The sequence below is a fragment of the Streptomyces sp. NBC_00631 genome (assembly GCF_045206895.1).
Lineage (GTDB): Bacteria > Actinomycetota > Actinomycetes > Streptomycetales > Streptomycetaceae > Streptomyces.
In genome coordinates this window covers 6,825,839-6,850,908 of the sequence record NZ_CP107734.1, presented here as the reverse complement: position 1 = coordinate 6,850,908, position 25,070 = coordinate 6,825,839, and the positions used below count along the sequence as shown (strand labels likewise).

The window sequence follows — 25,070 nt, the reverse complement described above, 5'->3', positions numbered from 1 at the left end:
CATGCCTGGAAAGCCTGAAGGGCCCGCAGGTCCCGCCGCGCCCGAGACCACCGTCCCGGTCACCGGCTGGGGCCGCACCGCCCCCACCGCCGCCCGTCTGATCCGCCCCCGGACCTACCAGGAGGCGGCGGACGCGATCCGGAACTGCGGGGCGCGCGGCGGTATCGCACGGGGTCTCGGACGGGCCTACGGCGACGCGGCGCAGAACGCCGGCGGCGCCGTGCTCGACATGACGGGCCTCGACCGCATCCACGCCATCGACGCCGACGGCGGCACCGTGCTGTGCGACGCCGGGGTCTCGTTGCACCGCCTGATGGAGGTGCTGCTGCCGCTCGGCTGGTTCGTCCCGGTGACCCCGGGGACCCGCCAGGTGACGGTGGGAGGCGCGATCGGCGCCGACATCCACGGCAAGAACCACCATGTCTCGGGATCGTTCTCCCGTCACGTGCTGTCCTTCGAACTCCTCACCGCCGACGGCCAGGTCCGCACGGTGAGCCGCGGCACCCCGCTGTTCGACGCGACGGCCGGCGGCATGGGTCTGACCGGAGTGATCCTCACGGCGACCGTCCGCCTCCTCCCCGTCGAGACGTCGTACATGTGCGTCGACACCGAACGCGCCACCGACCTCGACGACCTGATGGCCCGCCTGACCGCGGCCGACCACCGCTACCGCTACTCGGTCGCCTGGATCGACCTGCTCGCACGCGGGGCGACGACCGGACGCGCGGTGCTCACCCGGGCCGACCACGCGCCCCGGGAGGCGCTCGGCGAGCACACCCGCGCCGCGCGCGCCCCGCTGGCCTTCCACCCCCGCCAGCTCCCGGCCGCCCCCGCCCATGTCCCCGACGGCCTCCTGGGCCGCACCACCGTCGGCCTCTTCAACGAGCTCTGGTACCGCAAGGCTCCCCGCGCGCGAGTCGGGCAACTCCAGCGCATCTCCGCCTTCTTCCACCCTCTGGACGGCGTCCCGCACTGGAACCGCGTCTACGGCCGGGCCGGCTTCGTCCAGTACCAGTTCGTCGTCGGCCACGGCCAGGAGGCCGCCCTGCGCCGGATCGTGGCCCGGATCTCCGAGCGCCGCTGCCCGTCCTTCCTGGCCGTCCTCAAACGCTTCGGCGACGCCGACCCCGGCTGGCTCTCCTTCCCCGTGCCCGGCTGGACCCTCGCCCTGGACATCCCGGCCGCCCTCCCCGGCCTCGGCGCCTTCCTCGACGAACTGGACGAGGAGGTCGCGGGCGCCGGCGGCCGCGTCTACCTCGCCAAGGACGCCCGGCTCCGCCCCGAACTGCTCACGGCGATGTACCCCCGCCTCGACGAGTTCCGCTCCCTGCGGGCCGAGTTGGACCCGCGCGGGGTGTTCGTCTCCGACCTGTCCCGCCGCCTCGGTCTCTAGTCCCCCAGCCCTCAGGAGTTGCAGTGAAGGACGCCTTCGGAATGCCCCAGTCCCTGCTCGTCCTCGGCGGTACGTCGGAGATCGCGCTGGCCACCGCGCGCCGGCTGGTCGCCCGCCGCACCCGCACGGTCTGGCTGGCCGGCCGCCCCTCCCCCGCGCTCGACCAGGCCGCCGAGCAACTGCGCGCCCTCGGTCCCGACGTCCACACCGTCCCCTTCGACGCGCTCGACCCCGAGTCCCACGAGACGGCCCTCGGCAAGGTCTTCGCCAACGGCGACGTCGACCTGGTCCTGCTCGCCTTCGGCATCCTCGGCGACCAGGCCACCGACGAGCGGGAGCCGGTGAACGCCGTGCGCGTCGCCCAGACCAACTACACGGGAGCCGTCTCGGCGGGCCTGGTCAGCGCCCGGGCCCTGCAGACGCAGGGCCACGGCTCCCTGGTGGTCCTCTCCTCGGTCGCCGGCGAACGCGCCCGCCGCTCCAACTTCATCTACGGCTCCAGCAAGGCGGGCCTGGACGCCTTCACGCAGGGACTGGGCGACGCGCTGCACGGCACGGGCGTGCACGTGATGGTCGTACGGCCGGGGTTCGTCCGGACGAAGATGACGCGGGGCCTGGAGGAAGCCCCGCTCGCCACGACTCCGGAGGCGGTGGCGACGGCCATCGAGGTGGGCCTGCGGCGACGGTCGGAGGTGGTGTGGGTGCCGGGGGCCCTGAGGGTGGTGATGTCGGCACTACGGCACGCACCGCGGGGCCTGTTCCGGAGACTACCGATCTGAAGCGCCCCTTCAGGGGCGCGGGGCTGTGTTCGACATGCGGCTGCCGCCGCGTGGGCGCGAGCCACCACACACGACCCGCGGCCTACCGACTGGCGATACTCCCCCGCTCCACATGCCCCACCTGAGGAGGAACGACAGAGCCCCCGAAAGCGTAGTCACGCAGTCTCCGCCACACCCCGTCCGCACCCTGCTCGTACAACGCGAACCCCATACAGGACCACTCGGCCTCGAAGTCCGCCAACTCGGCGAACGCCCGGTCCATGGCGGCCTCGTCGATCCCATGAGCGACGGTCACATGCGGGTGGTACGGGAACTGCAGCTCCCTGGCCAGCGGCCCCGACCCGTCCCGCACCCGTGCCTGAAGCCACGCGCAGTCGTCCGCGCCCTGGACGATCCTGACGTACACCACGGGCGACAACGGCCGGAACGTGCCGGTCCCGCACAGCCGCATCGGGAACGGCCGCCCCACCGCGGCGACCTCGCCGAGGTACGCCTCCACGGCCGCCAACTCCCCGTCGGCGATCTCCGTAGGAGGCAGCAGGGTCACGTGCGTGGGGATGCCGTGGGCCGCGGCGTCGCCGAAGCCCACGCGCCGCTCCTGGAGCAGGCTGCCATGAGGCTCCGGGACCGCGATCGACACGCCGATCGTTACGGTCCCCACGTCGTCTCCCGTCGGTCGTGATGGGCGGAGGCATGTCGGGTTCGTACCCGGCCGTCCGGCTATCGACTGTACGGCCACGGCCGCCACCCGGGCAGCCGTGGCCGAAGTGATGTGCAGCGCTTCGCCTCGCTCAGTGCTTGGCGGGCAGGAAACCGACCCTGTCGTAGGCCTGGGCCAGCGTCTCGGCGGCGACGGCACGCGCCTTCTCCGCGCCCTTGGCCAGGATCGAGTCGAGGGTCTCCGAGTCGTCCAGGTACTGCTGGGTGCGCTCCCGGAACGGGGTGACGAAGTCGACCATGATCTCGGCGAGGTCGGTCTTGAGCGCGCCGTACATCTTGCCCTCGTACTCCTGCTCCAGCTCGGCGATCGACTTGCCGGTGAGGGTGGAGTGGATGGTGAGCAGGTTGGAGACGCCCGGCTTGTTCTCGGTGTCGTAGCGGATCACGGTGTCCGTGTCGGTGACCGCGCTCTTGACCTTCTTCGCGGTCGCCTTCGGGTCGTCGAGGAGGTTGATGAGGCCCTTCGGCGTGGACGCCGACTTGCTCATCTTGATCGCCGGGTCCTGGAGGTCGTAGATCTTCGCCGTCTCCCTGAGGATGTACGGCTTCGGGATGGTGAAGGTCTCGCCGAACCGGCCGTTGAAGCGCTCGGCGAGGTCACGGGTGAGCTCGACGTGCTGGCGCTGGTCCTCGCCGACCGGCACCTCGTGGGCCTGGTAGAGCAGGATGTCGGCGACCTGGAGGATGGGGTACGTGAACAGGCCGACGCTCGCGCGGTCCGTGCCCTGCTTGGCCGCCTTGTCCTTGAACTGGGTCATGCGGCTGGCCTCGCCGAAGCCGGTGAGGCAGTTCATGACCCAGGCGAGCTGGGCGTGCTCGGGCACGTGGCTCTGCACGAAGAGGGTGCAGCGGTCCGGGTCCAGGCCGGCCGCGAGCAGCTGGGCGGTGGCGAGCCGGGTGTTGGCGCGCAGGTCGGCGGGGTCCTGCGGGACCGTGATCGCGTGCAGGTCGACGACCATGTAGAAGGCGTCGTGGGTCTCCTGGAGGGCTACCCACTGGCGGACGGCGCCGAGGTAGTTGCCGAGGTGGAACGAGCCGGCGGTGGGCTGGATGCCGGAGAGCACGCGGGGTCGATCAGAGGCCATGTTCACCATTCTCTCAGAGGGTGAGGGTGGGAATGGCCCGTCGGGTGGGGGTGGTTTCGGGGCGCGGGGGACCGCGGGCCCGGTGGGGGCTTGTCGCGCCCCGCGGCGGAGCCGCACATGAACGCGGCCCCGCCCCCGAAGGGGCGCGCTGCCCCTTACCGGGATCGATCAGCCGAGGTCGATCTCCGGGTAGAGCGGGAAGCCGGCGACCAGGTCGGTCGCGCGCTGGGCGATCTCCGTCGAGACCTTCTCGTCCAGGACGTGGGAGGCCTTGCTCGGCGCGCCGGACTTCGTGGTGCCCGGCTCGGTCGCGGTGAGGACGCGGTCGATCAGGCCGGCGACCTCGTCCATCTCGGCCGTGCCGAGGCCACGGGTGGTGAGCGCCGGGGTGCCGATACGGATGCCGGAGGTGTACCAGGCGCCGTTCGGGTCGGCGGGGATCGCGTTGCGGTTCGTGACGATGCCCGAGTCGAGGAGGGCGGACTCGGCCTGGCGGCCGGTGAGGCCGTAGGACGTCTCGACGTCGATCAGGTTGAGGTGGTTGTCGGTGCCGCCGGTGACCAGGGTGGCGCCCCGGCGCGTCAGGCCCTCGGCCAGCGCGCGGGAGTTGTCGACGATGCGTTGCGCGTAGTCCTGGAACGCGGGCCGGCGGGCCTCGGCGAGGGCGACGGCCTTGGCGGCCATGACGTGCGGGAGCGGACCGCCGAGGACCATCGGGCAGCCGCGGTCGACCTGGTCCTTGAGGGAGTCGTCGCACAGGACCATGCCGCCGCGCGGGCCGCGCAGCGACTTGTGCGTGGTCGTGGTCACGATCTGGGCGTGCGGGACCGGGTCGAAGTCGCCGGTCAGGACCTTGCCGGCGACCAGGCCCGCGAAGTGCGCCATGTCGACCATGAGGGTCGCGCCGACCTCGTCGGCGATCTCGCGCATGATCCGGAAGTTCACCAGCCGGGGGTACGCCGAGTAGCCGGCGACGATGATCAGCGGCTTGAAGTCACGGGCCTGGGCGCGCAGCGCGTCGTAGTCGATCAGGCCGGTGGCGGGGTCGGTGCCGTAGGAGCGCTGGTCGAACATCTTGCCGGAGATGTTGGGCCGGAAGCCGTGGGTGAGGTGGCCGCCCGCGTCCAGGGACATGCCGAGCATCCGCTGGTTGCCGAAGGCCTGGCGCAGCTCGGCCCAGTCGGCCTCGGAGAGGTCGTTGATCTGGCGGGCGCCGGTCTTCTGCAGGAAGGGGACCTCGACGCGGTCGGCGAGGACGGCCCAGAAGGCGACCAGGTTGGCGTCGATGCCGGAGTGCGGCTGGACGTAGGCGTGCCGGGCGCCGAACAGCTCACGGGCGTGCTCGGCGGCGAGCGCCTCGACGGTGTCGACGTTGCGGCAGCCGGCGTAGAAGCGGCGGCCGACGGTGCCCTCGGCGTACTTGTCGCTGAACCAGTTGCCCATCGCGAGCAGGGTCGCCGGGGAGGCGTAGTTCTCGGAGGCGATCAGCTTGAGCATCTCGCGCTGGTCGGCGACCTCCTGGCCGATGGCGTCGGCGACCCGCGGCTCGACGGCACGGATCACGTCGAGGGCGGCACGGTAGGCCTTGGACTCGGTGGACAGGGGCGCGGACGTGTCAGACATTCGGGACCTCCGGACATGGCGTTCGGCATTCACGGTTCGGCCCAGGCGCACGGCACTCGGTCACAACGCGGGCCGCTCCCCGATGGTCGGTCCCATCCCAGCGCGCCAGTCACGGCCCGCAGGTCACATTACCGGCCACGCCGGGCCCGAGGGCCGTGGCGTCCACCAGTCGGGCAGGGTCAGAGGGTAGGAAAGGGGGCAATCCCGCCGCGTTCCCTGGAGCCGCAGTGACCAGTACGGAAGCCCTCATCGCCGCCGCCGACGCGCACAGCGCGCACAACTACCACCCGCTGCCGGTGGTGATCGCGACGGCCGAGGGCGCCTGGATGACGGATGTCGAGGGGCGCCGGTACCTGGACTTCCTGGCCGGCTACTCGGCGCTGAACTTCGGGCACGGCCACCCGCGGCTGGTCGCGGCGGCGAAGGCGCAGCTGGAGCGGGTGACGCTGACGTCCCGGGCGTTCCACCACGACCGGTTCGCCGCGTTTTGCACCCGGCTGGCCGAGCTGTGCGGGATGGAGATGGTGCTGCCGATGAACACGGGGGTGGAGGCCGTGGAGACGGCGGTGAAGACCGCCCGGAAGTGGGGGTACCGGGTCAAGGGCGTCCCGGCGGAGATGGCGAAGGTGGTCGTCGCCGGCGGGAACTTCCACGGGCGTACCACGACCGTGATCAGCTTCTCGACCGATCCGGAGGCCCGCGCGGACTTCGGGCCGTACACGCCCGGCTTCGAGATCGTGCCGTACGGGGACCTGACGGCGATGCGGGCGGCGGTGACCGAGAACACGGTCGCGGTGCTGCTGGAGCCGATCCAGGGCGAGTCGGGGGTCGTGGTGCCGCCGGCGGGCTATCTGGCGGGGGTGCGGGAGCTGACCCGGGAGCGCGGGGTGCTGTTCGTCGCGGACGAGATCCAGTCGGGGCTGGGACGGACCGGGCGGACCTTCGCGTGCGAGCACGAGGGGGTCGTACCGGATATGTACGTCCTCGGGAAGGCACTGGGGGGCGGGGTGCTGCCGGTGTCGGCGGTGGTGGCGAACGCGGAGGTGCTCGGGGTGTTCCGGCCCGGGGAGCACGGGTCCACCTTCGGGGGGAATCCGCTGGCCTGTGCGGTGGCTCTTGAGGTGATCGCCATGCTGCGGACCGGGGAGTTCCAGGAGCGGGCGGCCGAGTTGGGGGAACTGCTGCACCGGCGGCTGGCGGAGATGAAGGGGAGCGGACGGGTGACGGCGGTACGGGGGCGCGGGCTGTGGGCGGGGGTGGACGTGCATCCGCGGGTGGGGTCGGGGCGGGCGGTGGCGGAACGGCTGATGGAGCGGGGGGTGCTGGTGAAGGACGCGCACGGGGTGACGGTGCGGGTGGCCCCGCCGCTGGTGGTGGAGGAGGAGGACCTGGAGTGGGGGGTCGAGCAGTTGTGGGGGGTTTTGAGTGCGTAGAGGGGTGCCGCCTGAGGCCGTCCGCGACTGCGGGTGGTGGGGGGGGTCGCGCCCACGCGGCGGTAGCCGCACATTCATTACAGCCCCACGCCCCTAGGCCGGCAGGATCACGTGCGGCAGGAAGCGGGCGTAGTCGTCCGTCACCAGGCCCTGGGACTCGCGGATGCCCAGGCCCGCCGCCTCCTCGCCCACCACCCATGCGCCCAGCACCACGTGGTTGCCGTCGAAGTCGGGCAGCGGGGCCAACTCCTGGTAGCAACAGGGCTCTTCCCGTACGACGGGCTCGGCGCCCGGTGCGTGCCACCGCACGCCCGCCCCCTCCCTGCCCAGCAGCGGCTTGCTCACGTACCCGTGCGTGGTCGCGAGCTCTCTCGGTCCGTCGAGGTATGCCGGAAGCAGGTTCGGGTGGCCCGGATACAGCTCCCAGAGGACCGCCAGCAGGGCCTTGTTGCTCAGGAGCATCTTCCAGGCGGGCTCGATCCACATGGTTGTGCCGGTGCCGCCGCCGTGGTCCACGGTGTCGAGGACGTGGCCGGCGAAGGGGTCGGTCGTGAGCCACTCCCACGGGTAGAGCTTGAAGCAGGCCCGGATGAAGCGGAGCCGGTTGTCGACGAAGCGGCCGGTGAGGGTGTCCCAGCCGATCTCCTCCATGGAGATCCAGTCGGTGGCGAGACCCGCCTGTTCCGCCGTTTCCTTGAGGTACGCGACCGTCATCAGGTCCTCGCCGAGTTCGTCGGCGCAGGAGTGGGCGAAGTGCAGCGGGGCGCCGGGCGGGAGGAGCCGGCCCTGCTTCCGCCAGGCGGCGACCAGGCGTTCGTGAAGGCTGTTCCACTGGTCGGCGCCCGGGAAGCGGTCCGCCATCCAGAACCACTGCGCCGACGCGGCCTCCACGAGGGAGGTGGGGGTGTCGGCGTTGTACTCCAGGAGCTTCGCCGGGCCCGCGCCGTCGTAGCGGAGGTCGAAGCGGCCGTAGAGGGAGGGGAGTTCGGCTCGGCGGTGCCAGGACTCGGTCACGGCCGCCGCCACCCGCGGGTCGGTGATGCCCAGGTCGGCGAAGCGGTTGTGCGTGACCATGTGGTCCGCCGCCGTCAGGCACATCGCGTGCAGTTCCTCGACGGTCTCCTCCAGCGTCTCCACCTCGTCGAGGGTGAAGGCGTAGTAGGCGCTCTCGTCCCAGTACGGGCGCAGTTCGCCGTCGGGGTGGCGGGTGAGGGGGTAGATCAGCCCCTGGTGTTCGACGGTCCGCTGCCAGTCGGGGCGGGGTTCGGCCGTGCGGCGTTCCACGGCGCGGTCAGCCGCCGGAGCTGCCGTGGCCGCTGCCGAAGCCGCCCCGCTTGACGCTGTGGCCGCCGCCGGACGAGCCGCCCGAACCGCTGCGCGGCTTGGTGAAGGAGCCGTCGCTGACCCAGCCGCTCTTCTTCTTGCCGCCGTAGTAGTAGCCGGCGTCGACGGCGGACTTGGCGGAGGTGCAGTTCTTGTCGGCGACGACCCGGTAGCCCTTGGCGGCGGTGTAGCTGTCGCGGTCGACGCAGCGCTTGTCCGGATCGGCGGAGCAGGCGGTCAGGGCGGCGGCCAGCAGGCCCATGCCGCCGAGGACGACCGTGCCCGAGCGCAGTTGCCGGCGTGCGTCCGCCATGTTGGTGCTCCCCCGTGCGATGCGATGTTCGGCGACAGCTTAGACGAGCGGTTTCGAGCCACCGCAGCAGCCAGACTTGTCATGTCCAGGTAAGAAAACAATGTGAAGCCGCCGGGGATCCTGTCCGCGCCCCGCGCCCCCGGGTACCGTCCAGCCTGCCCACAGGTGAACGATCAACCTCGGATTCTACGCGCGCAGAACCCTCCATGACCAGCGCATCCGGTCATGGACGACCGACGCACCACCCGCACCGCCATCCCTCTCGCACCCCCCACCGATGGAGGAATGACAGATGCCCGGCTTCGCCGCCTCGCGCCGCAAACTCACCACGGCCCTGACCGTCCTCGGCCTGCTCACGGCCGGTGCCGCCGTCCAGGCCACCCACGCCGCCACCCCCGCCCACGCGGCCACCACCTACAACGTCCTCTTCGACGACGGCCACGCCGAGGAGGCCGGCAACGCGGACTGGATCATCTCCACCAGCAAGCCCGACCCGCTCACCCAGGACTCCTCCCCGTCCTCGGACAAGGACTGGACCGGCGCGCTGTCGTCGTGGGGCATCGCCCTGCAGAAGACGGGCGACTACAGCCTGAAGACCGCCACCAGCGCGCTGGCGTACGGCGGCTCGTCCTCGACCGACCTGTCCAAGTTCGACGCCCTCGTCCTGCCCGAGCCCAACACCAGGTTCACCACCGCCGAGAAGACGGCGATCATGAACTTCGTGAAGGCCGGCGGCGGGCTGTTCATGATCTCCGACCACACCGGCGCCGACCGCAACAACGACGGTTACGACGCGGTCGAGATCCTCAACGACCTGATGACGAACAACAGCGTGGACTCGACCGACCCGTTCGGCTTCTCCATCGACTCGCTCGACATCAGCTCCGGCTACCCGAAGGCCATCAGCGACAGCGGCAACGCGGTGCTGCACGGCGGCTTCGGCACGGTCACCAAGAGCCTGATCGCCGACGGGACGACGGCGACCCTCAAGCCCGCCGACAACGCGAACGTCAAGGGCCTGGTGTACCGCAGCGGTTACTCCGGCAACACCGGCGCCTTCTTCGCCACCAGCACCTTCGGCAGCGGCCGGGTCGCCTTCTGGGGCGACAGCTCCCCGATCGACGACGGCACCGGCCAGTCCGGCAACACGCTGTACGACGGCTGGAACGACAGCGGCGCCACCAACGCCGCCCTCGCCCTCAACGCCACCGCCTGGCTGGCCGGCGCCAGCTGACGTCAAGGGAGTCCAAGGCTCCAGGCGCACGGGGGGCGCATGGGGAGGGAGCGGGTCCGGGTCGTGCCGGGCCCGCTTCTTACTTTCCCGCCGATCACCGCACGCTCCCCTCCCCTACAGTCCCTTTGTGCTCTTCGGAATGGTGTGCGCCCTCGCGGCGGCGATCTGCTTCGGTACGGCGACGGTCCTGCAGGCGATGGCCGCGCGGGCGGCCGGTGACGGTGCCGGCGGGGAGGCCGCGCTGCTGCTGCGGGCCGTGCGGCAGTGGCGGTATGTCGTCGGGCTCGGGCTGGACGGACTGGGGTTCGTGTTCCAGATCCTGGCGCTGCGGTCGCTGCCCATCTACGCGGTGAGCGCGGCCCTGGCGTCCTCGCTCGCGGTGACCGCGGTGGTCGCGGCACGGCTGCTGCGGGTGCGGCTGAGCGGGATGGAGTGGGCCGCGGTGGGGGTGGTGTGCGCGGGGCTCGCGATGCTGGGGCTGGCGTCGGGTCCCGAGGGGGACCGGGCCGGGTCGACGACGTTGAAGTGGGTGATGCTGGGGACGGCCGTGGGGGTGCTGCTGCTCGGCCTGGCCGGCGGGCGGCTGACCGGGCGGGGACGGGCCCTGGTGCTCGGTCTGGGGGCGGGATTCGGGTTCGGGGTGGTGGAGGTGTCGGTGCGGCTGATCGACACCCTGCGCCCTGCCGAGCTGCTCACCAACCCCGCGACCTATGCGCTGCTGACCGGTGGCGGCGGCGCCTTCATGCTGCTGACCTCGGCCCTGCAGCGCGGCTCGGTGACCACGGCGACGGCCGGCATGGTCATCGGGGAGACGATCGGCCCGGCCGCGGTGGGGGTGGTGTGGCTCGGGGACCGCACCCGGGAGGGGCTGGCCTGGCTCGCGGTGCTCGGGTTCGCGGTGGCCGTGGCGGGGGCGCTGGCGCTGGGACGGTTCGGGGAGGCGCCGGTCACCGCCGAGGAGGAGTGAGCGGCCGACGCGGTTGTCGAGGCGGGCGTCTCCGCCGCGTCCCCCATGGAGACGAAGTCCCGTCCCTGCCCGCGCAGACCGCCCGGGCGGGCGACCCGGGCGACCTGGCGGCACGACGGCGACGTGAGGCAGGGCCGGCCGTGCCACCGGGAGGGGCTGCTCCGTCGCCCTGTCCGGTGCCCGGCGTCTACCGGTGCGTGCGGAGTCCGTCGAGGACGAGCGCGAGCATGCGGGGAGCCCGGTCTTCAGGGGTGGACGCAGCGCGCCAGAGGGCGCCGGTCAGTTGGAGAAAGTCGCCGGGATCGGCGTCCTCGCGGATGGTGCCGTCTTCTTTGCCGGCGTCGAGGAGTTGTGTGAGGGCGGCGATGACGGGGCCGTAGCTCTGCTCGGTGATCGCCTGGTGCGCGCCGGCGCTGAGGGCGTCACCGAGGCCGTGCTTTCTGCGCATGGCCTCGACGAGGTCGGTCGTCCAGCGGCGGAGCGCCTCAAGTGGCGGCATCCGGGCCAACAGGTCGGGCACGGTGCCGGTGATGCGCGTCATCTCTTCCTGGTAGACGGCCAGGACCAGCGCCTCGCGGGTGGGGAAGTTGCGGTACAGGGTGCCCGCGCCGACGCCTGCGCGCTGGGCGACCCGGTTCATCGAGACACCGCCGTCCTCGGCGAACGCCTCGCGGGCGGCCGCGACGATGCGTGCCCGGTTCTCGCGGGCATCTGAACGGACCACAGGACCTCACTTGCTAAGTGGAGAGTTCTCCACTACGTTATCCGGAGAGTTCTCCACTTATTTTAGAGGGGCATCATGCAGTACATCAAGCTCGGCACGACAGGGATGGACGTGTCACCGATCGCGATCGGCGCGATGACCTACGGCGAGCCCGGCCGCGGACACCCCGTCTGGTCGAAGGGCGAACAGGACGCGCGACCGCTCATCCGGCACGCGGTGGAGGCGGGGATCAACTTCTTCGACACCGCGAACATGTACTCGAACGGTTCCAGCGAGGAGATCCTCGGCCGGGCGCTCAGGGACTTCGCCGACCGTGACGCCGTGGTGATCGCGACGAAGCTGCGCCACCCCATGCGGCTGGGACCGAACGGACGGGGGCTGTCGCGCAAGGCGATCATGACGGAGGTCGACCATTCGCTGCGCCGTCTCGGTACCGACTACATCGACCTCTACCAGATCCACCGCAACGACAACTCCACCCCGTGGGAGGAGACGCTTGAGGCGCTCAGCGACCTCGTGAAGGCCGGCAAGGTGCGCTACCTCGGTGCCTCGTCCATGCACGCGTGGGAGTTCGCGAAGGCCCTGCACCTGCAGAGGCACAACGGCTGGGCGCGGTTCGTGTCCATGCAGGACCACTACAACCTCCTCGCCCGCGAGGAGGAGCGCGAGATGATCCCGCTGTGCCTGGACGAGGGCATCGGCACGGTCGTCTGGTCGCCGTTGGCCCGCGGCCGCCTCACCCGCGCGTGGAACGACGCCCGTTCGACGGCGCGCTCCGAGACGGACGGCGCGTATGCGGACCTGCTCTACGCCCCCGAGCAGGAGGCGTCCAACCGCGCGATCATCGACGCGGTCGGGCGGGTGGCGGACGCTCACGGCGTCAGCCGTGCGCAGGTCGCACTCGCCTGGCTGCGACGCCGGCCGGTCGTCACCGCGCCGCTGGTCGGCGCCGGCTCGATCCGGCAGATCGACGAGGCCGTGGCCTCCCTCGATGTCGAACTCACCGACGACGAGATGCGCGCCCTTGAGGCCCCCTACACCCCGCGGCACGACTGGCAGGGCGTCTCGGACGAAGCCGAGATGGAAGCCATCCGCGAGCGCGTTCCCGGAATGGCTCTGGCATGAACCCGGTACTGGTCACCGGAGGGACGGGATTCATCGGGAGCTGGTGCGTCCTCGCCCTGCTCGACGCCGGGCACCCCGTGCGCACCACAGTCCGCGACCTGCGGCGCGAACCGGCACTGCGCTCCTGGCTGCAGGCGGCCGCGCCGTTCGACGACGACCGGCTCACGGTCGTACGCGCCGACCTCGAACGCCCCGACGGCTGGGACGATGCCGTCGCCGGCTGCGACTTCGTCCTTCACGTCGCCTCGCCGACCCTGCGTCACATGCCGGCCGGCGACGAGCTGGTGGTCCCGGCCCGGGAAGGCGTCCTGCGGGTGCTGCGCGCCGCCCACCGCGCCGGCGTGCGGCGGGCCGTCCTGACCAGCGCCTTCGGCGCCATCGGGATCGGGCACCCCCGGCGCACGACCCCTTTCACCGAGGAGGACTGGACCGACCTCGACAGCGACATCCCGCCCTACCAGCGGTCCAAGACGCTCGCCGAGCGCGCCGCCTGGCAGTTCGTCGAAGGCGAAGGCGCTGGTCTGGAACTGGCCGCGGTTCATCCCGTGGGGGTCCTTGGACCACTGCTCGGCCCGGACGACCCCCCATCCCTGCGTCTCGTGCGCAGAATGCTCGAAGGACGGGTTCCCGCGTGCCCTCCCTTCGGGATGGGCTTCGTCGACGTGCGCGACGTCGCGGATCTGCACCTGCGCGCGATGACCGATCCGGCGGCCGCCGGCGAGCGCTTCCTCGCCATCGCCGGGCACAGCCTGCGCGTCGTCGAGATCGCGCGCATTCTGCGGGACCGCCTGGGTGAGCGCGCCGCGAACGCCCCGACCCGTGAACTGCCCGTATGGCTCGCGCGCACGCTGGGCGTCGTCAACCCGGAACTGCGGCTGCTGCGGCACCAGCTCGGCCGGGATCTCGACGCCACCAGCGCCAAGGCGGAACGGCTTCTCGGGTGGCGGGCGCGTCCCGTCGAGGACACCATCGCGGAGACCGCCGAGAGCCTCCTCGCCCACGGCATCGGGACCTGACCGGCTCGTGCCGTCGGTCCCGCGACCACGCCGGCGTCCGGTCCGGGGGCGCCCGCCTGCCCGGCGGGTGAGCGGGACGGGAGGCTCCGGTCCGGCACGGCAACCCGCTCCGCCCTGCGCCGTCGGGCTACCCGGCGCGAGGCGTGGGGGCAGGCCCCCCAGGAGGTGAGGGCGCGCCCCGGCCGCAGCGCTCACCCCATCGCGGTCGTGATCCCGTCCCACAGGCGGGACCTCGCCTCCAGGGCGACCAGGACGGTCTCGGTGGCCTCGTGCCAGCGCCGGTCGTCCGTGCCGCACAGGTCGGCCACCATCTGGAGGGCCATGGGGGTGTGTTCCTCGCCGTCGACCTCGATGTGGCGGGCGAGGTAGTCCCGGAAGAGCGGGAAGCGGTCGGTGCCCTCCTCCCTGATGACCTGGTCGAACATGTCCGGGATCAGGTCCTCGCGGGAGAAGGCGAAGGCGGCGGCCCGGCAGTGCAGCGGGCGGTCGGCGATGATGCCGAAGGTCGTGCGCACGAACGCGGCCGCCGGCACCGGGACCTGGGCCACGCGCAGGGCCGCCGGCACGTCGTGGCCCTCGGCGAGGAGCGCGACGAAGGTGTCGACGGGGGCGGTGTCGGCGGCCGCCTCGGTCATGGCCGCGCGGTACAGCTCGAAGTGGCTGGTGAAGCCGCCGTTCAGCTCGTCGCTCTCCTCGACCAGCGTGATGTCGTTGATGAGTCGGCGGGCGACGGCGGAGCCGCGCGGGACCCAGGGGACGTCCACACAGGTCAGCTCCCGCTGGAGCGACTTCAGCAGGGACATGAAGTCCCAGACGGCGAACACGTGGTGGGCCATGAAAATGGCCAGGTGCTCCCGGTCGGATATCCGCTGGTAAAGCGGGTGTGCAGTCACTTCTTTTCGCGCCGGTTCGATCACGGAACGCGCCTGATCGATTGCCTGTCGACCCTCTTCGGTCAAATTCCAGACGTACCTCGACATGGCGGCCTCCTTCGTTCTTGGACGGCGATCGTGCGCCCTTCGCGACCGACCCGGCAACCACTTTCCGGAATTACGCGCCGGTTACCGGAAGTAGTGGGCGGCAGACCACAGCAAGCGCACAGAAAGCGCTATAAAGAGCCACGATACGGACAACAAAAAAGGTCGTTGAATCTTTGAACGCGAGTTGTGTCCATTCCGTAAAGCACACCGTGACCAGTAATCCCGTCACCGTCACCGTGGCCTATCACGTGATGCCGGGTCGCGAGGCCGACTTCCACTCCTGGGGGTGGGCCATGCTGGGCGCGAGCGCCCGCCGGCCGGGGTTCCTCGGCGGCGGCGTCCTAGTCGACCAGGAGGCGGAATGGCATGTCGTGTATCGGTTCGCCACCGAGAACTCTGCGCTGGACTGGGAGAACTCCCCAGATCGCGGCCAGTGGGAGAGCCGCGCCGACGGCATCGCCCGGCCCACCGGGCGCCGTAGCGTACGGGGGTCGAAGGAGTGGTTCGACTCGCTGGCCGGGCCGCCGCCCGCACCGCCGCCACCCACCCCGCCGGCGAAATGGAAACTGTGGTTCATCAACATGAGCGCGGTGTTTCCGCCGGTCCTGCTCTTCAATATCATCGTGATTCCCCATCTCGGCGGCCTCAATCCGCTTATCCGCACCCTGGTGCTCTGCCTCTGCGTGACAGCGCTTGTCACGTGGATTCTCATGCCGCGACTTCAGCGTTTCTTCAAGAAATGGCTGTATCCCCCGCTCCAGGCCCTGCGCGGGCGGCACAAACGACGGGCCGCGTAGGCCCGGGAACGACCCGAGGGAGGTGGGCGGGTGAAGACCCTGCTCATCGACAATTACGACTCGTACACCTACAACCTGTTCCAGTTGATCTCTGAGGTCAACGGCGAGGAACCGGTGGTGATCCGCAATGACGAGCCGGCGCTGCCCGCTCTCGCGGAGTTCGACAACGTGGTGGTGTCGCCGGGGCCCGGACATCCCGGCGACGGCCGTGACTTCGGCGTCAGCGCCCGCGTGATCGCCGAGGCCACGGTCCCCGTCCTCGGCGTGTGCCTGGGCCACCAGGGCATCGCGCTCGGGGAGCGGGCCCGGGTGGCGCCCGCCCCGCAGCCGAGGCACGGGCACCTGACCAGGGTGCGGCACGACGGGCGGGACCTCTTCGAGGGGCTGACCCAGAACTTCACCGCCGTCCGCTACCACTCCCTCGCGGTGCACGAGCCGCTGCCCGCCGTCCTGGAGGCCACCGCCTGGGCCGAGGACGGCGTTCTGATGGGGCTGCGGCACCGCGAACGGCCGCTGTGGGGCGTGCAGTTCCACCCGGAGTCGGTGCTCACCGAGTTCGGCCACCGCATGCTGGTGAACTTCCGCAACCTCACCGCCCGCCGGGCCCGCAGAGCGCGGAGCAAGAACACCGCGGTCCCGCCGGCCGAGGCGGCGATCCCCCGGCCGAGGGCTGCGGCGAGCGCGGTGGGCACCCCAGGCGCCGCAGGCGCGGCAGGGGCCGAGCTCCCGGCTGTCGCCTCCCGTGCGAGGCACTCTGCCCGGGCGACCATCCCCCGCCCCCGCCACGCCGAAGGGCCCGCCCACCGTCTGCACACCCGGCAGATCGCCGGCGCCGTCGACACGGAGGCCGCCTTCAGCCGCCTCTTCGCCGCCTCGCCCCGCGCGTTCTGGCTGGACAGCTCGCTCGTCGAGGAGGGCCGCTCACGCTTCTCCTTCCTGGGCGACGACAGCGGCCCGCTCGCCGAGTTCGTGCGCTACGACGTCACGGCCGGACGGTGTGTGGTCGAGCGGGCCGGACGGCCGGCACGGAAGGTGTCCGCGAGCGTCTTCGACTACCTGAAGCGGCAGTTGAGCAGCCGCCGGGTGGACGCGGACGGGCTGCCCTTCGACTTCACCGGCGGCTACGTCGGCTACTTCGGCTACGAGGCCAAGGCCGACTGCGGCTCCCCGAACACGCACCGGGCCGAGACACCGGACGCCTGCTGGCTGTTCGCGGACCGGCTGATCGCGGTGGACCACGAGGAGGACGTCACCTACGCGGTCTGCCTCGCGGAGGACACCCCGCAGGCCGCGCAGGCGGCCGAGGAGTGGCTCACGGACACCCTGGCCCAGCTCAGCTTCCTGGCGCCCGCCCCCCGGCCGGCCCCGCCCGCCGCCGGGGAACCGGACCTGGAGGCCGCCGAACCCTGGCTGGTGCGCGACCGGGCCGCCTACCTCGCCGACATCGAGGCCTGCGGGCGGGAGCTGCGGGCCGGCACCAGCTACGAGGTCTGCCTGACCAACGCGGCCCGGCTGCCCGCCCCGCCCGACCCGTACGCCTTCTACCGGGAGCTGCGGCGCGTCAACCCGGCGCCGTACGCGGCCTTCCTGCGCTTCGGCGACCTGGACGTGGCCGGGTCCTCGCCGGAGCGGTTCCTGCGGATCACCCGCGACGGGGTGGCCGAGGCCAAGCCCATCAAGGGGACCGCGCCGCGCGGGGCGACCCCGTTCGAGGACGCGCGGCTGCGGGACGCGCTCGCGGCGGACGCCAAGACCCGCGCCGAGAACCTGATGATCGTCGACCTGCTCCGCAACGACCTGGGGCGGGTCTGCCGTACCGGAACGGTCCGGGTCCCGCGCCTCATGGTCACCGAGTCGTACGCCACCGTGCACCAGCTGGTCTCCACCGTGACCGGACGGCTGCGGGCCGGGACCGACGCCGTGGACTGCGTGCGCGCCTGCTTCCCCGGCGGGTCGATGACCGGCGCCCCGAAGCTGCGCACCATGGAGATCATCGACACGCTGGAGACCGAGGCCCGGGGCGTGTACTCGGGGGCACTCGGCTACCTCGGGTGCAGCGGGGGCGCGGACCTCAGCATCGTCATCCGTACGGCCGTGATGGCGGGCGGCCGGATGCAGCTGGGCGCGGGCGGCGCGATCGTCCTGGACTCCGACCCGGCCGCCGAGTACGACGAGATGCTGCTGAAGACGGCCGCGCAGATGCGGGCGCTGCGGGAGCACACGGCGTCGGCCGCGGCGGACGCCGTGCAGGAGGCCGCCCGATGACGCTGCCGCTGTCCCGCACGGACACCGTGAACCTCGCCGCCCGGCTGGCCGATCTCGCCGACCGGCAGGGCTGGCAGGGTCGCCCCGCCTTCCACCAGGGCCATCGCGCCTGGACCCATGGCGAGGTGCACGACCTCGGGGCGCGGGCCGCCACCGTCCTCGCCGCACAGGGCGTGGCCCCAGGCGACCGGGTGGTGCTCGCGCTGCCCGACTCGATCGCCTGGGTGGTCGCCTTTCTCGCGATCGCCCGGCTGGGGGCCGTGGCCGTCCTGGTCAACCCCGAACTGCCCGCCGCCGACCACGCGTTCATGGCCGCCGACACGCAGGCGGTGCTCTGCCTGACCGGACCCGGCCTGGAGGACCGCTTCGCCCGGCACGCCCGGCTCGGCGCCGACCAGCTCCTCGCGCTCGCCCCGGCCGCCGAACCGGCGCCCGCGCACCCGGTCGACGCGGACGGCCCGCTGTACGTGCAGTACACCTCGGGCACCACGGGCCGCCCCAAGGGTGTCGTCCACACGCACACGCACCCGGCCGCGTACCACGACCTGATCGGGCGGCGGCTGCTCGGCGTCACGCAGGACGACGTCACCCTGTCGGTGTCCAAGCTGTACTTCGCCTACGGCTTCGGGAACGCCTTCGTCTTCCCGCTGTTCTCGGGGTCCAGCGCGGTCCTGGTGGACCGGCGTCCGGCCCCCGCCGCCGTGGACGAGCTGGTCGCCCGGCACCGGGTGACCCTGCTGTACTCGGTGCCGTCCGCGTACGCGGCGCTGGTCGCCGACCGGGGCACCGGGCACCAGGCGTGCTTCGCCTCGGTACGGGCCGCCGTGTCGGCCGGCGAGGGGCTGCCGGCCGGGCTGGGCGACCGGGTCACGGAGCTGCTGGGCGCCCCGCTCCTTGAGCAGATCGGCTCCACCGAGGCCGGGCACGCGTTCTGCGCCAACAGCCTCGGCCACAACCGTCCCGGCACCGTCGGCCGTCCCGTCCCCGGCTTCGAGGTGGAGCTGCGCGACCGCGACGGGCGCCCGGTGCCGGACGGCCACGAGGGCGAGCTGTGGGTACGCGGCCCCACGCTGACGCCCGGCTACCTCAACCGGCCCGAGGAGACCGCGCGGACCCTGGTCGGCGGCTGGCTGGCCACCCACGACCGGGCGGTCCGCGAAGCCGACGGCGCCTACCGGCATCTGGGCCGCACCGACGACATGGAGATGGTCGGCGGGATCACCGTCTCCCCGCTGGAGGTGGAGGCCGTGCTGCGCACCCATCCGGCGGTGCGCGAGGTCGCGGTGGCCGTGGTCCCGGACGGGACCGGCGGCGGACGGCTGCGGGCCTTCGTCGTCCCCGCCGTCGCCCCGGCGCCGGACGGGCTCCAGGAGGAGCTGCTGCGGCTGGCCCGGGAACGGCTGGCGGCCTTCAAGGTCCCGCGCAGCGTCAGCCTCCTGCCCTCGCTGCCCCGCACCCCGACCGGGAAGCTCCGCCGCCATCTGGTCCGCCAGGGCGCCTGGTGACCCGGGCCCCGACTGAAAGGAACGTCCCCATGCAGGAGTCCCTCATCGGCGAGCGCGGGTTCTACCTCGGCCCGCTGTTCCGGCGGGCGGCCGACCGGCACGGCGGGGTGTTCGTCACCCTGGACCGGCCCCTGGACACCCATCCCGGCCTCGGCGTCCGCCTGAGCTACCCGGAACTCGCCGACGCGGTCGAGGAGTTGTCGGCGCGGCTGTGGGCGGCCGGGGTGCGGCCCGCCGAGCAGGTCGTCGTCCACAAGACCGACAACGTCGACATCGTGCTGCTGACCTGCGCGGTCTCCCGGATCGGCGCGGTGCCCGTGCTGCTCTCGCCCACGCTGGCCGCAGACGTGGTCGGCAAGCTGCTCGCCAGACTCCAGCAGCCGTGGCTGGTCACGGACGCGGCGAAACTGGCCGGCCTGGAGGCCAGGGGCCTGGTCCGGCAGACCCTGACCGTCGACAGCGTGCCCGGCGTGGTGTCCCTGGCGGAGCACACCGGCGCCGAGGTGCCGCCGGCGATCCGGCTGCATCCGCGCGAACCCGCCCTGATCACTCACAGTTCCGGCACCACGGGTGTCCCCAAGCTCGCCGTGCACTGCCCGCAGACCATGTGGAACCGGCTGGTCCCGCAGCAGGCGATGGGCTGGCCCACCCGCGGCGAGGTCGCGGCGCTGCACATGTCCTTCGTGCACTCCCGCTTCTACCACCTGCTCGGCGTCCTGCTGCACTACGGCAGCCCGCTGCTCCTGATCACCGACCCGGAGCCGGCGAAGGTCGGCCCGATGCTGGCCCGGCACCGCCCCGGCATCGTCGAGACCCACCCCAACACCTTCGTGCTGTGGGAGGAGCTGGCCGACGCGCCCGGCGCCCCGCTGTCGCGGGTGAAGTCGTACGGCTCGACGTTCGACGCCATCCATCCGCGCACGGTACGACGGCTGCTGGACGCCTCGAAGCGCCGAAGCCCGTGGCTGCTCCAGCTGTACGGGCAGAGCGAGACCGGGCCGGTCGCCTTCCAGTGGTTCACCCGGCGGAGCGTGTCCCGTGCGGACGGGCGGCGGGTCGGGATCGGCATCCCGGGCTTCACCCGCGTCCGTGTCACCGGCCCGGACGGGCAGCCGGCCGCACCCGGCACACCGGGCCGGATCGAGGCCCGCACCCGGGGCCGCATCCTCACCTACCTCGGCGCCCGCGACCAGTACGAGCGGCAGCTGGACGGCGAGTGGTGGCAGATGGGCGACATGGGCTACCGGAGCCGGACGGGCACGCTGCACCTGATCGACCGGGAGATCGACCGGATCGACTCGGTGCACAGCAACCTGGAGGTCGAGGACACCCTGATGGACCGGCTGGAGGAACTGCGTGAGGTGGTCATCGTGCCGGGCGCGGACCGGGAGCCGGTCCCGGTGGTGTGCGTCCGCGGGGAGCGCCCACTGGACCCGGAGCGCTGGCGGGCGGCGACCGCCGACCTGCCGGCGATGGCGGAGCCGAGGCAGTGGCGGTTCGAGGAGCTGCCGATGACGGCGACCTGGAAGGTCAAGCGGGTGGAGATCACCCGGATGCTGGCGGCGGGTGTGCGCGCGTGACCCCGGTCGTGGTGGTCGGCGCCGGGCCGGTGGGCCTGTCGGCGGCGCTCGCGCTGCGCGCGCACGGGCTGCCGGTGATGCTTCTTGAGGCCGACCCCGAGGACCGCGAACGGCCGGGCAGCCGGGCCCTGTTCGTGCACCGTGAGACCCTCGCGCTCCTCGACGGGATGCGGCCGGGGCTGGCCGGGGCGATCACCTCGTACGGCCGTACCTGGCACACCAGACGGACCTTGTACCGGGGCCGGGAGGTGTACTCACGCACCTTCCCGGCCCCGTCCGGCCGGCCGCCCTTCACCAGCCTGCGCCAGGTGGACACCGAACGGTTCCTGCGGGACGCGTGCGCGGAGGCGGGCGTGGAGTTCGTGTGGAACGCGCGCGTGATCGGCGTCCGTACCACCGCCTCGGAGGCCGCGCTGAGCTGTGCGGACGGCCGGGAGCTGACGTGCGGGTACGTGATCGCGGCGGACGGCGCCCGGTCCGCGGTCCGGGCCGGGCTCGGCATCCCCATGGAGGGCACGCACGGCGAGGGCTACCACGTGGTCGTCGACGTGGCGGACCGGCCGGGCGCCGAACTGCCCCTCGAACGGGTCTTCCACTACGAGCACCCCGGTGTCGGCGGCCGCAGCGTCATGCGGGTGCCGTTCACCGGGGGCTTCCAGGTGGACCTCCAGTGCCACGCCGACGACCCGGCCGAGGAGTACGGCACCGAGGAGGCGGTCCGCCGCTGGCTGCCCGGGGTGGTGGGCGAGGGGTACGGGGACCGGATCCTGTGGGTGTCCACCTACCGCTTCCTGCGTAAGGTCGCGGCCTCCTTCACCGACCCGCACCGGCGGGTGCTGCTCGTCGGGGAGGCCGCACATCTCTTCCCGCCGTTCGGGGCACGGGGCATGAACAGCGGGATCGCCGACGCGGCAGCGGCGGCAGAGGCGGTCGCGGCAGCGGCGGCAGAGGCGGTCGCGGCAGCGACGGGAGAGGCGGACGCGGTGGACGGGTTCGCTGAGGTACGGCGGGCCGCCGCGCTCTTCAACAGCGAGGCGGCCGGGGTGGCCCTGGACCATCTGCGGCCCCGGCGCCGGATCGTACGGCTGCGGCAGCGCGCGGCGGCGGCGCTGGCGCCGGTCGTGCCGTCCTGCGGATCCTGGCTGGAGCACGCCCCGTACGGTCCGCGGCACGGGGCACCGGCGCTGGCGGGCCGGAAATACTGAGCCGTGGCGTAGAAGGAGGAGAAAGAGGAGTCATGGCACAGCCGGTGGTGACGGAAGGCGTGCTCGCGTGGTCGCCGGCCGCCGGGCTGCGGCCCGTCGAGGACGCGACGGCCGGTGAGCCGCTGCTCGTGGCGGACTCCTGGCTGGTGCGGGACGGCAGGGTGCGCGGCCTCGACCGGCACCGGGACCGCTTCGTACGGTCGTGTGCCGAGTGCGACGGGCCGCCGGAGCACCGGCTGCTGGAGTTCTGGCGGGACATGACGGCCGCGCTGCCCCGCACCGGCGAGTGGTTCCCCCGCGTCGAACTCACCCCCCACCAGGTCAGGTTGCGGCTGCGGCACGCCCCGCCGCTCGGCTCCGCGGTCGAGGTGTGGGCGGTCGGCCAGCCGGACCCGCGTGCCGTGCCCCGGCGCAAGGGACCCGACCTGGACACCCTGGCCCGGCTGCGCGCCCGGGCGGTCGAGGCGGGGGCCCAGGAAGCGGTGCTGGTGGGACCGTCCGGGGTGGTGCGGGAAGGGGCCACCACGAGCGTGCTCTGGTGGGAGGACGACACGCTGTGCCTGCCGCCGCCCCGGCTGCCGGTGCTGCCCGGCGTGACCCTCGCGCTGATCCAGGAGCGCGCGGAGCGGCTCGGCATCCGCGTCGCCCACCGGGAGCGCACCCTGGCCGAGCTGGCGGACCGGGAGGTGTGGCTGGTGAACGCGCTGCACGGGATCAGACCGGTGACGAGGTGGGTGGGAGGGCCGAGGGGGGTCGGCGCGGCGGTACGGGCACCGGAGTGGCGGGAGTGGCTGGACGAAGAGGCACCTGATCTGCTGGAAGGACTGGAAAGAAGCGGCTGAACAGCGCCCCGTAAGGGGCGCGGGGCTGTATTCGACATGCGGCTCCGCCGCGTGGGTGCGACCAGCCCCCGCCGACCGCAGCCGAAACACACAAAAAACCGGCCCGGCGATAATTCACCGAGCCGGATATCGGGCTGTTTTTTATTCGGCTCGCTTGGGCTGATAAGCCCCCGGCACCATCCGCGTCGCAATGGCGGTCCGGTTGTAGGCGTTGATGACGGTGACCGCCCAGATGAGTGCGGCGAGCTGCGGCTCGTCGAACACCTCGGCGGCCCCGGCGTACACCCCGTCCGGTACATGACCGTCGGCCACCAGGGTGACCGCCTCGGCCAACGCCAGTGCGGCACGCTCCCGTTCGGTGAAGAAGGGGGTCTCCCGCCAGGCGTTCAGCGCGTAGATCCGCTGCTCGGTCTCGCCCTGGGCACGGGCGTCCTTGGTGTGCATGTCGAGGCAGAACGCGCAGCCGTTCAGCTGGGAGGCGCGAATTCTGACCAGTTCGAGGATTTCCGGTTCGACCTTGGCGTCCTGGGCCGCGGCGACGGCGGCGGCATGCAGGGAAGCCATCGCCGACGATACATCCGGAGTGATTTTCTTGAGGGCGACGCGGGAAATCTGATCACCATTGCTCATGCGGGAGACTCTAGCCTCCGGAATTGAATGACGGGGGCCTTTTCCGGGGAATTCAGGCGACGTCGGTCACAGCCGGGTCGGACAGCACCGCGCACAGGATGTCCAGCGCCCCCGACCAGGCGTGGTCGGGCGGAGTGCCGTAGCCGAGGACGAGGGCGTCCGGGGGTGCGGTGGCCGCGTCGGGGTGGCGGTGGCGCGGGGTGAGGCCGTCGAGGGCGAGGCCGCGGGCCGCGGCGGCCCGGATCACCCGGCGCTGGGTGCCGGGCGGCAGCCGCAGCACGACGTGCAGGCCCGCCGCGATCCCGGTGACCCGGATCGCCGGGGCGCGCTCGGCGAGGGCCCGGACCAGGGCGTCCCGGCGCCGCCGGTAGCGGGAGCGGGCCGCGCGGACGTGCCGGTCGTAGCCGCCGGAGGCGATGAACTCGGCCAGCGTCAACTGGTCCGGCGCCCCGCAGGTGTCCACGCCCCCCTTGACCGCCGTCACCTGACGGGCCACGGAGGGCGGAAGCACCATCCAGGCCAGCCGCAGCCCGGGGGCCAGGGACTTGCTCGCGGTGCCCAGGTAGACCACCTCGTCGGGGGCGAGGCCCTGGAGGGCTCCGACGGGCCGGCGGTCGTAGCGGAACTCGCCGTCGTAGTCGTCCTCCAGGACCAGGCCGCCGGTGCGCCGCGCCCAGTCCACCACCGCCGCCCGCCGGTCGTGGTGCAGCGGCATGCCCATCGGGAACTGGTGCGACGGGGTCAGCAGCACCGCGGCCGGGCCTCGGCCCAGCTCCCTGGTGTCCGTGCCGAGTTCGTCGAAGGGCAGCGGGACCTGGCGGAGACCGGCCGCGGTCAGCGACTGCCAGTGCTCGTCGAGGCCGTACGACTCCACGGCGACCGTGTCCGCCCCGCGGGCCCGCAGCATGCGACCGAGCAGGCTCAGGCCGTGTGCGAAGCCCGCGCAGATCACGATCCGTTCCGGGTCGGCGCGCACCCCCCGGGCACGGGCGAGGTAGGCGGCGAGCGCGCCGCGCAGTTCGGCGCGGCCGCGCGGATCGCCGTACCCGAAGGCCTCGTTGGGGGCGGCGGTGAGGGCGCGGCGGGCGGCCTTGAGCCACTCGGCGCGCGGGAACGCGGAGATGTCGGGGAAACCGGCGCGCAGGTCGTAGGCGGGCCGGTCGGCGGCTCTGCCCGCGGGGGTCCGGGCCTGCCGCACCGGCGGCAGGCCCGTCGCGACCTGGGTGCCGGAGCCCTGCCGTGCGGTGAGCCAGCCCTCGGCGACCAGGTCGGCGTAGGCGTCGGCGACGGTGTTGCGGGCGATGGCCAGGTCGGCGGCGAGGGAGCGCGAGGAGGGCAGCCGGGTGCCGGGGAGCAGCCGGCCGCTGCGCACGGCCTCGCGCAGGGCGTCGGTCAGGCCCCGGCGCAGACCCGGACCGGCCGCCGGTTCCAGGTGGAGGTCGATGCCCAGAGCGGGCCGCGCGGGCCGAACCGGTTGAGTGGCCCATGCTTTCTCCATGGAAATGGACCATACTCCTGGGCTGCCTGGCAC

The 25,070-nt window shown here is 72.4% G+C and carries 21 protein-coding genes, 1 pseudogene and 1 riboswitch; of the genes and pseudogenes, 13 read left to right on the top strand and 9 right to left on the bottom strand.

Annotated elements, in window-relative coordinates; all coding sequences use genetic code 11:
• The first annotated feature begins 1 nt into the window (after position 1).
• Both OHB00_RS31580 and OHB00_RS31575 read left to right on the top strand, forming a co-directional pair.
• Positions 2–1,393 carry an FAD-binding protein gene (locus OHB00_RS31580; protein WP_406439732.1) on the top strand — a complete coding sequence of 464 codons (1,392 nt, stop codon included), beginning with the start codon at positions 2–4 and terminating at the stop codon, positions 1,391–1,393.
• 23 nt (positions 1,394–1,416) lie between these two features.
• The gene (locus OHB00_RS31575; RefSeq protein WP_406439730.1) at positions 1,417–2,172 is read left to right on the top strand and encodes a decaprenylphospho-beta-D-erythro-pentofuranosid-2-ulose 2-reductase; all 756 of its coding nucleotides are present in this window, start codon (positions 1,417–1,419) and stop codon (positions 2,170–2,172) included.
• An 82-nt stretch (positions 2,173–2,254) separates the two neighbouring features.
• On the opposite strand, the gene OHB00_RS31570 is transcribed toward OHB00_RS31575, so the two are convergent.
• The 3 genes from OHB00_RS31570 to OHB00_RS31560 form a co-directional block, all read right to left on the bottom strand.
• Positions 2,255–2,833: a 2'-5' RNA ligase family protein gene (locus tag OHB00_RS31570; RefSeq protein WP_406439728.1), complete on the bottom strand. Its 579-nt coding sequence runs from the start codon at positions 2,831–2,833 to the stop codon at positions 2,255–2,257.
• A 130-nt stretch (positions 2,834–2,963) separates the two neighbouring features.
• On the bottom strand, positions 2,964–3,977 hold the full coding sequence (gene trpS / locus OHB00_RS31565) for a tryptophan--tRNA ligase (RefSeq protein WP_406439726.1): 1,014 nt from the start codon (positions 3,975–3,977) through the stop codon (positions 2,964–2,966).
• 168 nt (positions 3,978–4,145) lie between these two features.
• Complete coding sequence (locus OHB00_RS31560) at positions 4,146–5,600, bottom strand: glycine hydroxymethyltransferase (protein ID WP_406439724.1); 1,455 nt, start codon at positions 5,598–5,600, stop codon at positions 4,146–4,148.
• A gap of 32 nt (positions 5,601–5,632) precedes the next feature.
• Positions 5,633–5,723, bottom strand: a riboswitch (ZMP/ZTP riboswitch).
• Between the two features lie 104 nt (positions 5,724–5,827).
• Between OHB00_RS31560 and rocD the strand changes: the two genes are divergently transcribed.
• Positions 5,828–7,033 (top strand): ornithine--oxo-acid transaminase, encoded by a 1,206-nt coding sequence (rocD, locus tag OHB00_RS31555; protein ID WP_406439722.1) that lies wholly within the window; start codon positions 5,828–5,830, stop codon positions 7,031–7,033.
• Between the two features lie 93 nt (positions 7,034–7,126).
• Here the strand turns inward: rocD and OHB00_RS31550 are convergent, their stop codons facing one another.
• Both OHB00_RS31550 and OHB00_RS31545 read right to left on the bottom strand, forming a co-directional pair.
• Positions 7,127–8,317: a glutathionylspermidine synthase family protein gene (locus tag OHB00_RS31550; protein ID WP_406439720.1), complete on the bottom strand. Its 1,191-nt coding sequence runs from the start codon at positions 8,315–8,317 to the stop codon at positions 7,127–7,129.
• Positions 8,318–8,324: 7 nt separating this feature from the next.
• Positions 8,325–8,669 carry a hypothetical protein gene (locus OHB00_RS31545; RefSeq protein ID WP_406439719.1) on the bottom strand — a complete coding sequence of 115 codons (345 nt, stop codon included), beginning with the start codon at positions 8,667–8,669 and terminating at the stop codon, positions 8,325–8,327.
• A 292-nt stretch (positions 8,670–8,961) separates the two neighbouring features.
• On the opposite strand from OHB00_RS31545, the pseudogene OHB00_RS31540 reads away from it, so the two are divergent.
• Positions 8,962–9,900 (top strand): annotated as a pseudogene (locus OHB00_RS31540) (hydrolase); the annotation flags it as partial.
• A gap of 142 nt (positions 9,901–10,042) precedes the next feature.
• Positions 10,043–10,870: a DMT family transporter gene (locus OHB00_RS31535; RefSeq protein WP_406446069.1), complete on the top strand. Its 828-nt coding sequence runs from the start codon at positions 10,043–10,045 to the stop codon at positions 10,868–10,870.
• 187 nt (positions 10,871–11,057) lie between these two features.
• On the opposite strand, the gene OHB00_RS31530 is transcribed toward OHB00_RS31535, so the two are convergent.
• Positions 11,058–11,594 carry a TetR/AcrR family transcriptional regulator gene (locus OHB00_RS31530; RefSeq protein WP_406439717.1) on the bottom strand — a complete coding sequence of 179 codons (537 nt, stop codon included), beginning with the start codon at positions 11,592–11,594 and terminating at the stop codon, positions 11,058–11,060.
• Positions 11,595–11,669: 75 nt separating this feature from the next.
• On the opposite strand from OHB00_RS31530, the gene OHB00_RS31525 reads away from it, so the two are divergent.
• Both OHB00_RS31525 and OHB00_RS31520 read left to right on the top strand, forming a co-directional pair.
• Positions 11,670–12,719 carry an aldo/keto reductase gene (locus OHB00_RS31525; RefSeq protein ID WP_406439715.1) on the top strand — a complete coding sequence of 350 codons (1,050 nt, stop codon included), beginning with the start codon at positions 11,670–11,672 and terminating at the stop codon, positions 12,717–12,719.
• On the top strand, positions 12,716–13,735 hold the full coding sequence (locus OHB00_RS31520) for an SDR family oxidoreductase (RefSeq protein WP_406439714.1): 1,020 nt from the start codon (positions 12,716–12,718) through the stop codon (positions 13,733–13,735). Before OHB00_RS31525 ends, OHB00_RS31520 begins: the two co-directional genes overlap by 4 nt.
• A 191-nt stretch (positions 13,736–13,926) precedes the next feature.
• Here OHB00_RS31520 and OHB00_RS31515 read toward each other — a convergent pair whose 3' ends face one another.
• A complete protein-coding gene (locus OHB00_RS31515) occupies positions 13,927–14,628 on the bottom strand; it encodes a DUF3050 domain-containing protein (RefSeq protein ID WP_406439712.1) in 702 nt (233 codons plus the stop codon).
• A gap of 296 nt (positions 14,629–14,924) precedes the next feature.
• Between OHB00_RS31515 and OHB00_RS31510 the strand changes: the two genes are divergently transcribed.
• Genes OHB00_RS31510 through OHB00_RS31485 form a run of 6 tightly spaced genes read left to right on the top strand, consistent with a single transcriptional unit; the run spans position 14,925 to position 22,909 of the window.
• Positions 14,925–15,512 (top strand): hypothetical protein, encoded by a 588-nt coding sequence (locus tag OHB00_RS31510; protein ID WP_406439711.1) that lies wholly within the window; start codon positions 14,925–14,927, stop codon positions 15,510–15,512.
• Positions 15,513–15,542: 30 nt separating this feature from the next.
• Positions 15,543–17,777 (top strand): aminodeoxychorismate synthase component I, encoded by a 2,235-nt coding sequence (gene pabB / locus OHB00_RS31505; protein WP_406439710.1) that lies wholly within the window; start codon positions 15,543–15,545, stop codon positions 17,775–17,777.
• On the top strand, positions 17,774–19,282 hold the full coding sequence (locus OHB00_RS31500; RefSeq protein ID WP_406439709.1) for a benzoate-CoA ligase family protein: 1,509 nt from the start codon (positions 17,774–17,776) through the stop codon (positions 19,280–19,282). The genes pabB and OHB00_RS31500 overlap by 4 nt, the downstream gene beginning before the upstream one ends.
• Before the next feature lie 29 nt (positions 19,283–19,311).
• Positions 19,312–20,862, top strand: a complete 1,551-nt coding sequence (locus OHB00_RS31495) for a class I adenylate-forming enzyme family protein (protein ID WP_406439708.1) — start codon at positions 19,312–19,314, stop codon at positions 20,860–20,862.
• Positions 20,859–22,067, top strand: coding sequence for an FAD-dependent monooxygenase (locus tag OHB00_RS31490; RefSeq protein ID WP_406439707.1), 1,209 nt, complete (start codon positions 20,859–20,861; stop codon positions 22,065–22,067). Before OHB00_RS31495 ends, OHB00_RS31490 begins: the two co-directional genes overlap by 4 nt.
• Before the next feature lie 32 nt (positions 22,068–22,099).
• Positions 22,100–22,909, top strand: a complete 810-nt coding sequence (locus OHB00_RS31485) for an aminotransferase class IV (protein WP_406439705.1) — start codon at positions 22,100–22,102, stop codon at positions 22,907–22,909.
• A 141-nt stretch (positions 22,910–23,050) separates the two neighbouring features.
• On the opposite strand, the gene OHB00_RS31480 is transcribed toward OHB00_RS31485, so the two are convergent.
• Both OHB00_RS31480 and OHB00_RS31475 read right to left on the bottom strand, forming a co-directional pair.
• The gene (locus tag OHB00_RS31480) at positions 23,051–23,539 is read right to left on the bottom strand and encodes a carboxymuconolactone decarboxylase family protein (protein ID WP_406439703.1); all 489 of its coding nucleotides are present in this window, start codon (positions 23,537–23,539) and stop codon (positions 23,051–23,053) included.
• Between the two features lie 52 nt (positions 23,540–23,591).
• Positions 23,592–25,037, bottom strand: coding sequence for a PLP-dependent aminotransferase family protein (locus OHB00_RS31475; protein ID WP_406439701.1), 1,446 nt, complete (start codon positions 25,035–25,037; stop codon positions 23,592–23,594).
• Positions 25,038–25,070 lie beyond the last annotated feature (33 nt).

Bases quoted from the DNA above. Each gene is read 5' to 3' on its own strand.
- OHB00_RS31495 (WP_406439708.1), top strand. From the start codon at position 19,312: ATGCAGGAGTCCCTCATCGGCGAGCGCGGGTTCTACCTCGGCCCGCTG.
- OHB00_RS31535 (WP_406446069.1), top strand. From the start codon at position 10,043: ATGGTGTGCGCCCTCGCGGCGGCGATCTGCTTCGGTACGGCGACGGTC.
- OHB00_RS31480 (WP_406439703.1), bottom strand. From the start codon at position 23,539: ATGAGCAATGGTGATCAGATTTCCCGCGTCGCCCTCAAGAAAATCACT.
- OHB00_RS31545 (WP_406439719.1), bottom strand. From the start codon at position 8,669: ATGGCGGACGCACGCCGGCAACTGCGCTCGGGCACGGTCGTCCTCGGC.
- OHB00_RS31525 (WP_406439715.1), top strand. From the start codon at position 11,670: ATGCAGTACATCAAGCTCGGCACGACAGGGATGGACGTGTCACCGATC.
- OHB00_RS31560 (WP_406439724.1), bottom strand. From the start codon at position 5,600: ATGTCTGACACGTCCGCGCCCCTGTCCACCGAGTCCAAGGCCTACCGT.
- OHB00_RS31500 (WP_406439709.1), top strand. From the start codon at position 17,774: ATGACGCTGCCGCTGTCCCGCACGGACACCGTGAACCTCGCCGCCCGG.
- OHB00_RS31520 (WP_406439714.1), top strand. From the start codon at position 12,716: ATGAACCCGGTACTGGTCACCGGAGGGACGGGATTCATCGGGAGCTGG.
- OHB00_RS31580 (WP_406439732.1), top strand. From the start codon at position 2: ATGCCTGGAAAGCCTGAAGGGCCCGCAGGTCCCGCCGCGCCCGAGACC.
- OHB00_RS31475 (WP_406439701.1), bottom strand. From the start codon at position 25,037: ATGGAGAAAGCATGGGCCACTCAACCGGTTCGGCCCGCGCGGCCCGCT.
- trpS (WP_406439726.1), bottom strand. From the start codon at position 3,977: ATGGCCTCTGATCGACCCCGCGTGCTCTCCGGCATCCAGCCCACCGCC.
- OHB00_RS31485 (WP_406439705.1), top strand. From the start codon at position 22,100: ATGGCACAGCCGGTGGTGACGGAAGGCGTGCTCGCGTGGTCGCCGGCC.